Genomic DNA, 14,063 nt, shown 5'->3' with positions numbered 1-14,063 from the left:
GTCATCAAGGTGATGATGGACAAAACGTGGTCAGAAAACGGAAAAAGAGTCCGTCATCAAGGTGATGATGGACAAAACGTGGTCAGAAAACGGAAAAAGTGGTCTTCTGTCAAGAAAGTAGACACAAAAAATTGAGACAAGTTTCTTCTTAAATAACTACCGCACTTCGTTTGGTGGGGTGTTAGAAATGACCACTCGATAAAACGTGACTGGTCATTTCTAACACCAATTGGCTAACTCATGAGATATTTTACAGTCCCTAACTGATGGTACTTTCTCTCAAAGTGATTCGGAGAACAGTTCCCCAAAGTAGAGTGTTTTCGTTTTTCATTATAAAAACTGCTGATATAAGAGTCGATAGCTTTTTTAGCTTCTGCTCTCGTAGTAAACCGCCTTCTATAGATCAGATCCTTTTTTAGTGTGGCATGAAAGGATTCGATACAAGCGTTGTCATATGGGTCACCTTTTTTGCTCATACTAATTTGCATTTTATTTTCATTCAAAACATCGATATAGTCATTCGAACAGTACTGAGAACCACGATCAGAATGATGAATCACTCCTTCGGGAGGCTGTCTTGATATAATGGCCATGTTTAAAGCCTGTACTGTTAACTCTTTCTTCATGTTACTCCCAAGACTCCAACCTATGATTTTCCTAGAGAACAAGTCCATTACCGAGGATAAATATAACCAACCCTCTAGAGTCCAAATATACGTGATGTCAACTACCCAGATTTTATTAGGCTGCTCTACATTGAACTTCCGTTTAACTAAATTAGGATAAACCTTTAAATCATGATCCGAATCAGTTGTGACAAGGAATTTATTTTTTGGAGTAGCTGTTAGACCGAGTTCTTTCATTCTCCTGGCAACTGTTTTCTCCGAAATGTTATACCCCCACTCGACCAAGTCATCATGTACTCTAGGGCTGCCGTAAGTCCCCATGCTCTCATGAAAAGACTTACTAATCTTTTGATTGATTTCATTTCTATAAGCTTCTTTTTCAGAATGCGACTTCTTTTGATTCTTTAACCATTTATAAAAACCACTTGGTGATACGCCTAGAACTTCGCACATCTTCACGACAGTATGTTCATCACGGTGAGCTTCGATGAAGGTATAAATTACTCTGGGTTTTTTGTGAAGATGTGCATCGCCTTTTTTAAGATTTCATTCTCCTCTTTCAGTTGTTGTATTTCTTTTTCATGTTGTTTTTTTAGCTTTTCTAATTCGGAAGGAGAGATAGAAACTACTCCAGATTGATTTGCAATTAATCTATCCTTATAAATCTTGACCCATCTACATATAGTCTTATATGAAATCTCTAATTCATAAGCCACATCTGAAGCTTTTCTTCCTTCCTCCACTACTAATTTTGATACATATTCTTTATATTCTAGTGAAAAGTGCTTTCCCATTTGAACACGCCCTTTTGAATGATACTTTTATTATAAATAAAATCTCATATTTACGTGTCCACTTTATAGACTAACTTTAAAAAAGTCCATCATCAAGGATATGCTGGACAAACACGGTTAGGAAACAGAAAAAAAGTCCTCATCAAGTGTATGAAAGCCATAACTCAATAGTCAAAGAGTTCAAATAGCTTTTCTCACCAAAGCTTGTTCCACAAAGAGCACTTCATCAAAATAGCTTTTTAATCGGATCCATCGTGCTGGATAGGAATAAATAAAATCTGCAATTGCGTCTTCTGAAAAAAGTATAAGACAGTCCAAATGAATCCGAGAATGCTGTTTAAGATCATGTAATAAAGCATGCGGAATCGTATAGAAGTTATTTAGTTGAGTGGGATTAAGCGTAACCGCATTAATTTGGTTATCCTTTAAATAAGCTTGCAAAGCATGTTTTTGCAAATAAATGCTCTCTTCTTTCGTAAGGTTGCCCGCTTGCCATCGTTCATTTATAAAATAAATCCCCTGCATTTTACATACACCCCAAAGTAGCTTTTCCTACTGTTATGCACAAAAAAACTACTACTAATACATCAACTATTTATAGAATGATTTCCTGCACCAACGAATGCCAGGCACGATAACAGCCTATGCGACATATTTTAATTTGATTAAGGTCCATTAAAGAGTGTTTTCTTATGAATTGACAAAACAATTATGACAGATTTATAGAATGTTAAAAGTGACTATGAAAGGATGTCTGAACATGAATCAAGACTATCCAGTATATCTATATCTCGATGTGATCCAAAAGGTAGTTCAGCAACCAATTGCCTTCCCACCACAACATCAAAAACAGCAACCTGGCTTGGAATGGGCGATGGTGCCAAGGCCGATATTTGATTATGCAGGCTTTAAAGGGAGTGGAAAACTGAAAGGGAAAGTGGCGCTAATCACGGGAGGGGATAGTGGGATTGGACGTGCGGTAGCGGTAGCTTTTGCCAAAGAGGGGGCCGACTTGACCATTGTCTACCTTAATGAGGAATACGATGCAATGGAGACAAAGCAATATGTGGAACAATTTGAAGTCAACTGTCATCTAATTCAAGCGGACCTTCGTGATCCTTCGACTTCCCAACTTGCGGTAACAAGTACGATCGAAAAATATGGACGGTTAGATATCGTCGTTAACAATGCAGCTGTACAGCCTTTCACTGAAGATATTATGGACGTATCTGATGAACAACTTGAAGATACGTTTCGGACGAATGTATTTGCATTGTTTTACATGATAAAAGCGGCTCTTCCACATTTGAAAAAGGGGAGCTCCATTATTAATACGACCTCAAGAGTTGCTTACGAAGGAGATAAAAACGTGATTGACTATTCCTCATCAAAAGGTGCTGTCGTTACCTTCACTCGATCAATGGCATTATCGCTAGTAGAGAAAGGAATCCGTGTAAATGCCGTTGCTCCTGGCCCAGCATGGACGCCTCTAACCGTAAGCACATATCCAGCAGATCATGTAGCTATACTAGGTACGGATATCCCTATGGGGCGGGCAGCTCAACCTTTTGAAATCGCTCCAGCATTTGTCTACCTTGCAACAGATCATTCATTTTATGTAACAGGTCAAACCTTACATGTAAATGGAGGGATTATACGCTATTCTTAATAGGAATTTTAAAGTAAAATTAGACCATAATTTGAAAAGTGGTCTTTCTTTGTTCAATAGTAGTAAGATTCAAGAGGCAAACGATAGAAATATCAAGGAATAAAGAATATTAAGCAAATTAATGCTAAAATATAAGAAAAAGGAGAAGGTTTAATGACTAAAAAGGCAGCAGGTTTTGGTGTACGCTTGATAGCGGATATCCTTGATTTTTTCATTCTTGTTATCTCCATTTCTACAGTGCTCTTCCTGCTAAAGGGGGAATATTCAATTGAATGGTCTACAGGTTGGACTTGGCAAATTATTTATACTCTGTACTTAACATTCATCCCATTAGTATGGGGTGGGTATGTAATAGGGAAAAGGATTTTAAAAATAAAGATAAAACGAATCAATGAAGAAGAAATAACATTTAAACATATGTTTTTAAGAGAAGTAGTAGGGAAGTTTTTAGTAATGAACATAACATTTGGATTATCCGCGATTATTAGTGTTTTCATGGTCGTATTTAGAGAAGATAAAAGAGCGGTACACGATCTTATTGCTGGAACCTATGTTAGTTATGAAAGATAATCTTTGAAATTCTTGGTGCTTATAAGTTTTGAGATACATACAAGCACATATACTTGTTTCCATACATACACTATCTATTACCTTTCCCGTCAAGATGAGCCCCCTTGCATCTTCTCGGGAAATTTTATACAATAACACTAAATTAATAACGATCTGCCATGATAAGGAGCAGTAGTGATGGGTTGTCTGTTGTAGAGAGCTGACGGGAGGTGCAAGTCAGTCGGACACATCATGAACTCGCCTTTGAGCAGCAAGTGTGAAAGAGTAGTAATGCTTGCCGTACTCCGCGTTAAGGATAATGAAGCGAATGACCTTTGTCATTAATGTGGGTGGTACCGCGGGAGATTCATACATAATCCTCTCGTCCCTATTTTGGGATGAGAGGTTTTTTTATTACTTAAAAATAGGAGGAAATGACTATGAGCTTCAATCATCAGCAGATTGAAAAGAAGTGGCAAAATGTCTGGGAAGAAAATAAGACATTCAAAACAAGCGAAGATAAAGGGAAGAACAAGTTTTATGCATTAGATATGTTTCCATATCCATCAGGCGCAGGTCTCCATGTTGGCCACCCGGAAGGCTATACGGCAACAGATATTCTTTCCCGTATGAAGCGGATGCAAGGCTTTAATGTTCTACACCCAATGGGATGGGATGCATTTGGATTACCAGCTGAACAATACGCATTAGATACAGGCAATGATCCAGCTGAATTTACGGAACAAAATATTAATACGTTTCGCCGTCAAATTAAAGCATTAGGATTTTCTTATGACTGGGACCGTGAAGTAAATACAACAGATCCTGAGTATTACAAATGGACACAATGGATTTTCTTAAAACTATACGAAAAAGGCCTTGCCTATATTGATGAAGTGGCTGTTAACTGGTGTCCTGCACTTGGTACAGTACTTGCAAACGAAGAAGTCATTGATGGAAAAAGTGAGCGTGGCGGCCACCCGGTTGAACGTAGACCAATGAGACAATGGATGTTGAAAATCACGGCTTATGCGGATCGCTTGCTTGAAGATTTGGATCTATTGGATTGGCCAGAAAGCTTAAAAGACATGCAGCGCAATTGGATCGGGCGTTCAGAAGGAGCAGAAGTCACATTTGCAATTGATGGCCATGGGGAAACATTTACGGTATTCACAACGCGTCCAGATACTCTATTTGGTGCAACCTATGCGGTGCTTGCTCCTGAGCATGCGTTTGTTGAAAAAATTACAACAGATGAGCAGAGAGAAGCTGTTCAAGCGTATATTGATAAAGTAAAAAGCAAAAGTGATCTAGAACGAACAGATTTAGCAAAAGAAAAAACAGGTGTCTTCACTGGAGCCTATGCAATTAATCCGGCAAATGGAGAAAAAATGCCCATTTGGATTGCGGACTATGTTTTAGCTAGTTATGGTACAGGCGCCATTATGGCAGTGCCTGCTCATGATGAACGTGATTATGAGTTCGCAAAAGAATTTGGTCTGCCGATTGTGGAAGTAGTAGCCGGTGGAGATATTGAGAAGGAAGTATATACTGGCGATGGCGAGCATGTGAACTCAGGCTTCCTAAATGGGAAGAACAAAGAGGATGCCATTGCAGAGATGATCGCTTGGCTTGAGGAAAAAGAAATCGGTACGAAGAAGGTTACATACCGCCTTCGAGATTGGTTATTCAGCCGTCAGCGCTACTGGGGTGAACCAATTCCGATTATCCATTGGGAGGATGGCACAATGTCAGCTGTTCCAGATGATCAGCTTCCATTGCTACTTCCGAAGACAACAGAAATTAAGCCTTCAGGTACTGGTGAATCGCCACTTGCTAATATTGAAGAGTGGGTCAATGTGGTTGATCCAGTAACAGGCAAAAAAGGCCGCCGTGAAACGAATACAATGCCACAATGGGCAGGCAGCTGCTGGTATTATTTACGCTATATTGATCCGAAAAATAGCGAGGCGCTTGCAGATGCAGAAAAGCTAAAAGAATGGCTTCCAGTTGATATTTATATCGGCGGTGCAGAGCATGCCGTTCTTCACCTTCTATATGCGCGCTTCTGGCATAAGGTATTATATGACATCGGTGTTGTTCATACGAAAGAGCCTTTCCAAAAGTTGTTCAACCAAGGAATGATTCTTGGTGAGGGCAATGAAAAAATGAGTAAATCAAAAGGAAATGTCGTCAATCCAGATGATATTATCGATAGCCATGGTGCAGATACTCTTCGTCTATATGAAATGTTTATGGGGCCACTTGATGCTTCCATTGCTTGGTCAACAAATGGCTTGGACGGTTCTAGAAGATTTTTAGACCGTATTTGGCGTTTATTGATTGAAGAGAATGGAGAGTTGAATCCAAAAGTTCAGGCAAATGAAGAAGCAAGTAACTTAGAAAAGGTTTACCACCAAACAGTGAAAAAGGTAACAGAGGATTTCGAAGGCTTGCGCTTTAATACCGCCATTTCTCAGCTAATGGTATTTATTAATGAAGCGTATAAATCAACCGTATTGCCAAAGCAGTATATTGAGGGATTTGTCAAATTAATTTCCCCAATTGCTCCGCACGTAGCTGAAGAGCTTTGGGAAAAACTAGGTCATACAAACACAATTGCATATGAAGCATGGCCAGCATTTGACGAAGCAAAGCTTGTTGATGATGAAGTTGAAATCGTCATTCAAATTAACGGAAAAGTAAAAGCAAAGCTTCGTGTACCAGCAAATGCACAAAAAGATGCACTAGAAAAAATTGCGATGGACGATGAAAGTGTAAAAGAACAAATTGACGGAAAAACAATCCGTAAAGTCATCGCAGTCCCAGGAAAACTAGTAAATATCGTAGCGAACTAGAAAAGCGAAGGCGACTGATTAGCGACGTATGGACTGGAAGGCCCCGGACTGAGATAAAGGAAACACGATGAACGAATGTGATTCGATGTTGACGCAATCGTTGCTGAGGAAGCCTGAAGTCCAGTAGTCGCTAGGAGCCGTAGCTGGACAAAGAAAAGCAAAGACGACTGGCCTCAGCAAGAAAGACATCCTCCGATTGGCATTTTCGGAGGATGTTTTTTACAATAGAAACATAATAAATACAGAAGGGAAATCCTACATATGATAGAAAATATTACGACAGAGGAACTAGAAAAGAAGCTGGCAGCAGGAGAAAAGCTTGAGCTAGTTGATGTGAGAGAGGATGAAGAAGTTGCGCAAGGGATGATCCCTGGTGCGAAGCATATCCGAATGATGACTATTCCAGAAAACCTAGATTCCTTCGATAAAGACAAGGAATATATTATTATTTGCCGATCAGGAGGACGAAGCACAAACGTGTGCCATTACTTGCAAGATCAAGGATATAAAGTCATCAATATGGCTGGAGGCATGCTAGATTGGTCAGGAGAAACAGTAAGGAAGTAACCGGTCTTTCTAAGGGGAATGGTATTGCCAGCATTAAATGTAAGTTGTTCGGTTCAGGGGTAGAAAAAGAAAGGGGATTAGCGAGCGAATGAGCATATATTTCTGCTTGCTTCTATGTATATAAGGAATACTATGCTCTACGATCGAAAGTATCTATTGGTTTGTTGATAAAATATTAAAAAATGAAGTAAATTGTGTAACCAATGATAATCATTACCTAAGGAAAGATGCTGATGCCTTATCTAGATTTAAGTAGAGCATCCAAGTGGGGAAATAGACGGAAAAATTCCGCCTATTTTGTAATTATTAATAAAAAAAGCTTAAATAAGCGGAAAAACTCCGCCTATTGGCCCGAAAAATGCAAAAATACTTGATTTTTCATTGAATAAGCGGAAAAATTCCGCTTATTTCATCAAAAACGAGCTTCATTTTGAGTTTAAGCGGAAATTCTCCGCTTATTTTCTTTTTACTCGAAGGACAAGGCATCTTATTTTAGATGAAAATGAGTTATAATCAGGGATGTTCTTTAGCAAAATCATATATTTGCCTCATCAACCGTTTAGTCTATACGTATGCGATATAGCTTGATATTGTCCTTGTGACTACAACTTTTCCACTTCACAACCGAACGACTTACATTAGATGTTGTCTGCTTTCACATTAATAATATGAAGGCTAATCCAGTTCAACATTCTCCAAAAATAACCTAGCTGCCAATGATAATGTTTTATTTTTATGATAGGCGAGATAAAAGTATCTTTCAGCTAAAAAGTCATTGATTTCATATGTACGAATCATTCCCATATTCGCATATTCCTTTGCTGCTATTTCGGAAATAATTGAAATGCCAATGTTTTCCTTAACGAAATGAATAAGACTATTACCAGAATCCGTATGGACGACAATTTTCAATTGGTCCTTAGGGATTTTATTTTTTTCTAAATACTTATTGAGAAATGCTTGTGTGCCCGAATCAGAATTTCTCATGATTAGGGGATATTTTATTATTTGCTCTACAGTCACTGGCTCATCCAATTCCAATTGGTTAGATGAAATTAATACTAATTTTTCTTTTAAGAGAGGTAGATAGCAAAGCTTATCATTATCATATTTCTCTCCTAAAATCCCAAAATCAACGGAGCGGTTTAATACTTGGTCAACGACATTTTTTGAAGATGATTCCATAATGTGGAATGAAATATTCGGATGGATTTTATTAAACTGCTTGATCATTGCAGGAATAATAAAAGAGCCTGGGACAGAGCTTGCTGCAAATCGAATGATTCCACGGAAATCGGTCATCCCTTTTTTAATATCAAGTAAGGCTTCATCCTTCATTAGCAGTATTTTTTGTGCCCAATGATAGAGCCGTTCTCCATGAGGGGTAAGGAGTGCTTCTCGGCCATCTCGATCGAATAGTAGAACATTTAAATCCTTTTCTAATGCTTTAATATGCGAGCTAACGGTGGATTGGCTTAAGAAAACTTCATCTGCTGCTTTTGAGAAATTTTTATGCTCGACCACTTTTGTAAATATAAAAAGTTGATGCAAGTCCATATGGCACCTCTGTTATATTGATAAATTCGATCTATTATTAAATGTGATATCGATTGATTAGATTTATATTAGGATACCATTGTTTGATATTGAAATAAATGTAGGGTTTTGTCGAAATCAGTAACTTAAATAGATCATAAAGGGGAATAAAGAATAGGCATTACTAAGATGTTGATGCTTTTACTTACTACGTACTTAGAAGAATCTGACCTATCTATGAAAGTGGGCAAAATCTCAAGACGGGAAGGAAGCACTATCCAAAATAAAAATATGCATAAATATAGTTGGTTGAAATTAGATTATTCTGTCAATAATAGTGAGAAAACAATGGAAAGGGTGAGGGATCTTTGATAAAGGTCAAATTATTTGATCAAGAGCATGAGAAGGATCTCGAATTAGAAATGAATCGTTTTTTAGAAAGAATGGAAGAAAAGAAGCTGATGGACATTAAGTATAATGTAGCCGCTGTCCGCGAAGACGAGGATGAACAAATCTATTGCTTCTCAGCCATGATTATTTATCGTGCTTAATGAAGAGAGAGTAACCGCAAAAAAATAAGATTCATGGCCACTAAATAGAAATCGAGTGACCATGAATCTAGATTTAAAAAGGAGCGGGTTAGTTATTCCTGCAATCAGCTGCGTTCAATCCAGCTAGTCTTCCAGTGACTAGTGCAGAGGTAATGTTATATCCCCCGGTATAGCCATGAATATCAAGAATTTCCCCACAGAAAAATAGTCCATTCATTAATTTAGATGCCATTGTCTGTGGCTCGATCTCTTTGACAGAGACGCCTCCACCTGTTACAAACGCCTTGTCTAATGAAAGTGTCCCATTCACTTGGAATTGAAACATCTTACAGCTCTTAACAAAACTGCGCAGCTTCTCATTTGAAATGACCGCTCCTTGTGCAGATGGATCAATCTGATTTTGTTCGAGCAAAAACAATAAATATCTTTCTGGTAAATAACCCTTTAATAAATTTTTAATGCTTTTTTTCGGGTCATCTTTCATTACCTTTGATATTTCTTGGAATAAGGGCTCTTCCTTTTTATCAGGGATGGCGTCAATACTCATTGTCACTTCCTTCAAATTCCACTTCTTCATCGCCTTAACGACAAATTGGCTGCACCGTAAAACGGCTGGACCGCTGATGCCAAAATGAGTGAAGATCATATCCATCTTATGGGTAATCAATGCCTTCCCTTTCGGATTCAATACACTGACTGCTACACTTCTTAATGATAATCCTTGCAATGTTTTATCTTTAATAAATGGGGCAGATGAGGTGACAGGCACTTCTGTTGGAAACAGTTCAGTGATTGTATGTCCAGCCTTTTCTGCCCATGCATATCCATCCCCAGTTGAACCTGTGTGGGGGACTGATTTTCCACCGACAGCAATTACAACTGAATCTGCTTCATAGCTTTCACCATTTTTTAATTCAACAGATTTTACCTGCCCGTTTTCATAGTGTACATCTTTAATGGGGCAATTTGTTTTGATTGTCACCCGTAATTCTCTAAGTCTTGATAGCAATGCATCAACAACGGACTGTGCCTTATCTGTTACTGGAAACATGCGTCCGTGGTCTTCTTCTTTTAACTGAATCCCTAAGTTCTTGAAGAATGTAATAATATCTTCATTACTAAAAAGAGAAAAGGCACTATATAAAAAACGGCCATTCCCTGGGATATGCTTAATAATTTCATCAACAGGAAGCCGATTTGTAACATTGCATCTGCCCCCGCCTGAAATGGCCAGCTTTCTTCCAAGCTTGTCCCCTTTATCAATAAGGAGCACTCTAGCCTTCTTTTCGGCCGCACCAATGGCTGCCATTAAACCTGATGGACCTCCGCCAATCACGATTACATCATATTTCATTTGGTCACCAACTTAATTCTTTGTCATGTATGCCATTTATTATAAGCGATTCGCAATGAAATGCCTAACTTACACGATTTCACAAAATGTTCAATTTTAATAGAATGTTTGAACCTATGCTGTGATTGGACTATTCGAAAAAGCGATACATATCTATAGATATTATAGATAGAATGAATGTATTTCGTTCAATCGCTTAAATATAATGAAGGAGGATAAATCCTTATTGATTAGTAGGATTTATTTGTAATCGATCATGTTTCTACCATCTATCCTTCAAAAAGGAGGTGTCAAATGGAAAGTCACATGTCAGTAAATGTCACTTATGATGCGGGACCAACTGGGTGTGGTGAGCTAATCATGAATGTATTCCTTACGATGAAAAAAATGGATGAGGGAGAAATCATTCAAGTGATCTCATATGATCCCGGCGCACGTGAAGATTTGCCTGCTTGGTGCCGAATGCAAAATCACACACTAGTAGATCGTGTGGATGAAGGAAATATCAGTCATTATTATATTAAAAAAGGGAACTAGCTTAGACAGAATATCTGTTTAAGAAATAATAAATATTGGGGGAATGAATGATGTCAGGAAAATTCGCAGTGAGTATTACAAGTGCTAAAAATGATACAGATAAAGCAACGGTTGGGTTTGTAGTTGCCAATGCTGCTGTTGCATCAGGTCAGGAAACAGTTGTCTTTTTAAATGTGGAAGGTGCGTATCTAGCAGAAAAAGGATATGCAGAAGATATTCACGAAGAAGGCTTTGCACCATTAAAGCAATTAATGGATCAATTTGTTGAAGCGGGCGGCATCATTTGGGTATGCAGTCCTTGTTACAAAAAGAGAGGGCTATCAGAAGATCATCTAATTGAAGGGGCAACGATCGTCGGAGGAGCTAGATTAGTAGAATTCTTAACACAAGGTGCAGCTTCAATTACATATTAATTTAGGGGGCAGCTTTCATGTTCAATCCTCATGCCGTTTGTGATGGTGGAGATCTCGATTGCGGATCAGGTTTGTTATTGATTATTAATAAAAGTATGAAGCCGCTTGATCCCGGACAAGTTTTGGAAATTAGAAGCAGAGAGCGAACGGTGGCTGATGATTTACCAGCATGGTGCCGAATGGTCAAGCATGAATTTATCGGATCAGAGCCAGGTGAGAATACGGTTAGGTATTTTGTGCGAAAAGGTCAAAGCAAATCGGCATTAGAGAGTGATCTTACGGCTGCAAAAGGGTACAAATGGAATGTTCGGGTGCAAGGGGAGAAAGATTTAAAGGCGAAAGTGTTTGCAAGAAACCATCATTTCTACTCCGGAAAGCCTGCAGATTTTAGTGCTCGTGTGGATGCGCCAAGTGCAATCGATTATTTCATTGCTTCTCTTGCTTCCTGTTTAACGGTTGGATTCAAAGCGCATGCTTCAAGAAGGAATATTGTTGTTGACCAAATCGAGCTTTCGCTTAAAGGTTCCATCGAAAATATTTTATCCCATATGGAAATAGAAGAAATGGGAAGTCCGAGTATACAGCAAATTTCAGGTACATGCTATGTATCGTCCGCTGCGGATGAAGAGTTATTGAAAGAGATTTGGCAAATTACATTGAACAAGTCACCTATCTATCAAACTTTGAAAAAAACAGTTGAAATCAAACTGAACTTTTCAATTGTCTATTAGGAGGAAATACGATGGAATCAACACTATTCCCAACATCTGTTATCGGCAGCTGGCCTAGATCGGTTGAAGTGCAGAAGGCGATGAGAGAAAAAAGAGCAGGCAGAATGACAGACGAAGCATTTCAAGCAATTGCTGATCAGGCAGTTATTGAATGCCTTCGACTGCAAGAAAAAGCAGGCGTAGATATCGTATCTGACGGTGAGCAAAGAAGAGATAATTATATTTCGTTTGTTGCTGAGCATTTGCATAATGTGAAAATGCTAACAGTCTCTGAATTGCTAGAATACATAGAGGATAAAGCAAGTTTTGAAGAAATCCTTGGGACACTTGATGTTCCTGCCTTTTCTCTATCAAATCCTGCAGCAGCAGGAAAGATTAGCCGAAAAAAGCCGCTCGCATTAAATGACTTTCGATTTCTAAAGAAGCACACAGATAGAAAAATAAAAGTAACACTTCCAGGCCCCTATTTATTAACAAGATCCATGTGGGTTGAAGGGCTATCGGAAGAAGCTTATCCAACGAAGGAAGACTTAGCAATCGATATTGTAGGAGTTTTACGAGAAGAATTGGAAGATTTGATTGCTGAAGGCGTTGATTTTGTCCAATTTGATGAACCTGTGCTGACTGAGCTCGTATTCACACAAAAGAATGCCAATCGAACATTTATGTGTGGAGCCTTAACTGCAAAAGCAGATGCTGAGGTAGAAATTGAATTCGCGCTAGGGTTAATGAATCAAGTGATGGAAGGCATGCGGGGAAGAGGAACAAAATTAGGTGTCCATATTTGCCGAGGGAATTGGAGCAGAGAAGACGATATCCTTCTAAGAGGTCCTTATTTCCCGCTTATCCCTTATTTATCAAGGGTAAATGTTGATCAACTTGTTCTTGAGTATGCGACACCAAGAGCAGGAGAAATCGAGGCGATAAAGGAGTTCGCTCATGCTGAAATTGGCTTTGGTGTAGTGAACCCTCGAACAGAAGAGATTGAAACGGCAGAAGAAATTGTGGAGAAGGTCAATCATTTATTAAAGCTCATCCCAGCTAAGCAGATCTATTTAAATCCAGATTGCGGGTTCGGCACATTTGCCCAAAGACCGATGAACAGTAATGAGATTGCTGTTCAAAAGCTTAAGGCGATGGATGAGGCAGCAAGCATATTAAGAGAGAAAATTAAATTAGCCAGTCTATGATTATTTGGAGGGGAAATAGATGAGCCAAAAACTTACATTTCAATTAGATGTTACAGGGTCTGGGATGAGAACAGATTCTACGAATGGCAAACATACAATAAGCATTGATGAACCTGAATCTTTAGGGGGAAAAGATACGGCGGCTGACCCAATGTCTACATTGTTAGCTGCTCTTGCAGGTTGTGAGAATGTAATGGCCCAAATCATTGCTAAAGAAATGAATATCGAAATAGAGGATATCTCATTTAAAGTCGAAGGAGAACTTGATCCTAGCGGGTTAATGGGAAATCTAGAGATTAAACCCTACTTCGAAAAAGTGAAGGTACAAGCTTTCTTGAAAACTTCAGCATCCGAAGAGGAAGTGGATGAATTGCGAAAAAAAGTAGATCAAAGATGCCCAATTTACCGAACAATCAAAGATGCTGGAATTCCAATTGAAAACTCCTGGATGAAAACGAAATAGATTCCTAAAAAAGCCAGTGGACTTACTGGCTTTTTTTATGTTGCCTAGAAATTATTAGCTCCAAGTAGAAATCCTGTAAGAAGAAGAGTAGAATACAAATAGTGTGCATGAAAAATTGTGATTGTCATTTACATACATGTTTCGATTGAATGATCTTTTTACTATATTAACTTAATGGTGGAACGCAGCACAGCTGGAGCTTCTCTTATAAGAAGCTTTAACTGG

Annotated in this window: 15 protein-coding genes and 1 other annotated feature; of the genes, 10 read left to right on the top strand and 5 right to left on the bottom strand. The window is 38.6% G+C overall.

The window, feature by feature from the left end:
• Positions 1–233 precede the first annotated feature (233 nt).
• From J2Z40_RS10060 to J2Z40_RS10050, 3 genes are all read right to left on the bottom strand, one after another.
• A complete protein-coding gene (locus tag J2Z40_RS10060) occupies positions 234–1,115 on the bottom strand; it encodes an IS3 family transposase (protein WP_342590331.1) in 882 nt (293 codons plus the stop codon).
• A gap of 11 nt (positions 1,116–1,126) precedes the next feature.
• A complete protein-coding gene (locus tag J2Z40_RS10055; protein ID WP_066396951.1) occupies positions 1,127–1,420 on the bottom strand; it encodes a transposase in 294 nt (97 codons plus the stop codon).
• A gap of 180 nt (positions 1,421–1,600) precedes the next feature.
• Complete coding sequence (locus J2Z40_RS10050) at positions 1,601–1,945, bottom strand: hypothetical protein (protein WP_066396949.1); 345 nt, start codon at positions 1,943–1,945, stop codon at positions 1,601–1,603.
• Positions 1,946–2,180: 235 nt separating this feature from the next.
• Between J2Z40_RS10050 and J2Z40_RS10045 the strand changes: the two genes are divergently transcribed.
• The 4 genes from J2Z40_RS10045 (at position 2,181) to J2Z40_RS10030 (ending at position 7,063) form a co-directional block, all read left to right on the top strand.
• Complete coding sequence (locus tag J2Z40_RS10045; RefSeq protein WP_066396947.1) at positions 2,181–3,089, top strand: SDR family oxidoreductase; 909 nt, start codon at positions 2,181–2,183, stop codon at positions 3,087–3,089.
• Positions 3,090–3,242: 153 nt separating this feature from the next.
• Entirely contained in the window at positions 3,243–3,659 is a 417-nt protein-coding gene (locus tag J2Z40_RS10040) for an RDD family protein (RefSeq protein ID WP_066396944.1), read from the top strand.
• A gap of 149 nt (positions 3,660–3,808) precedes the next feature.
• Positions 3,809–4,031, top strand: a binding site (T-box leader).
• A 47-nt stretch (positions 4,032–4,078) separates the two neighbouring features.
• Positions 4,079–6,496, top strand: a complete 2,418-nt coding sequence (leuS, locus tag J2Z40_RS10035) for a leucine--tRNA ligase (RefSeq protein ID WP_066396940.1) — start codon at positions 4,079–4,081, stop codon at positions 6,494–6,496.
• A gap of 261 nt (positions 6,497–6,757) precedes the next feature.
• Positions 6,758–7,063: a rhodanese-like domain-containing protein gene (locus J2Z40_RS10030; RefSeq protein ID WP_066396939.1), complete on the top strand. Its 306-nt coding sequence runs from the start codon at positions 6,758–6,760 to the stop codon at positions 7,061–7,063.
• 675 nt (positions 7,064–7,738) lie between these two features.
• Here the strand turns inward: J2Z40_RS10030 and J2Z40_RS10025 are convergent.
• Positions 7,739–8,620: a selenium metabolism-associated LysR family transcriptional regulator gene (locus tag J2Z40_RS10025; protein WP_066396937.1), complete on the bottom strand. Its 882-nt coding sequence runs from the start codon at positions 8,618–8,620 to the stop codon at positions 7,739–7,741.
• Positions 8,621–8,967: 347 nt separating this feature from the next.
• On the opposite strand from J2Z40_RS10025, the gene J2Z40_RS10020 reads away from it, so the two are divergent.
• On the top strand, positions 8,968–9,150 hold the full coding sequence (locus J2Z40_RS10020; protein WP_066396928.1) for a sporulation protein Cse60: 183 nt from the start codon (positions 8,968–8,970) through the stop codon (positions 9,148–9,150).
• An 88-nt stretch (positions 9,151–9,238) separates the two neighbouring features.
• Here J2Z40_RS10020 and J2Z40_RS10015 read toward each other — a convergent pair whose 3' ends face one another.
• Positions 9,239–10,504, bottom strand: coding sequence for a BaiN/RdsA family NAD(P)/FAD-dependent oxidoreductase (locus J2Z40_RS10015; RefSeq protein ID WP_066396926.1), 1,266 nt, complete (start codon positions 10,502–10,504; stop codon positions 9,239–9,241).
• A gap of 294 nt (positions 10,505–10,798) precedes the next feature.
• On the opposite strand from J2Z40_RS10015, the gene J2Z40_RS10010 reads away from it, so the two are divergent.
• From J2Z40_RS10010 to J2Z40_RS09990, 5 genes are read left to right on the top strand one after another with little or no spacing between them, the layout of a single operon-like run.
• Positions 10,799–11,041: a sulfurtransferase TusA family protein gene (locus J2Z40_RS10010; RefSeq protein ID WP_066396924.1), complete on the top strand. Its 243-nt coding sequence runs from the start codon at positions 10,799–10,801 to the stop codon at positions 11,039–11,041.
• A gap of 47 nt (positions 11,042–11,088) precedes the next feature.
• Positions 11,089–11,454, top strand: a complete 366-nt coding sequence (locus J2Z40_RS10005) for a DsrE family protein (protein ID WP_245350049.1) — start codon at positions 11,089–11,091, stop codon at positions 11,452–11,454.
• A gap of 17 nt (positions 11,455–11,471) precedes the next feature.
• Positions 11,472–12,185, top strand: coding sequence for a sulfurtransferase TusA family protein (locus J2Z40_RS10000; protein ID WP_066396919.1), 714 nt, complete (start codon positions 11,472–11,474; stop codon positions 12,183–12,185).
• Positions 12,186–12,196: 11 nt separating this feature from the next.
• Complete coding sequence (locus J2Z40_RS09995) at positions 12,197–13,375, top strand: cobalamin-independent methionine synthase II family protein (protein WP_066396917.1); 1,179 nt, start codon at positions 12,197–12,199, stop codon at positions 13,373–13,375.
• Positions 13,376–13,394: 19 nt separating this feature from the next.
• Complete coding sequence (locus J2Z40_RS09990) at positions 13,395–13,838, top strand: OsmC family protein (RefSeq protein ID WP_066396916.1); 444 nt, start codon at positions 13,395–13,397, stop codon at positions 13,836–13,838.
• Positions 13,839–14,063 lie beyond the last annotated feature (225 nt).

The organism is Cytobacillus eiseniae (genome assembly GCF_017874625.1).
Lineage (GTDB): Bacteria > Bacillota > Bacilli > Bacillales > Cytobacillaceae > Cytobacillus > Cytobacillus eiseniae.
This window is presented reverse-complemented; position numbering and strand designations above follow the sequence as displayed.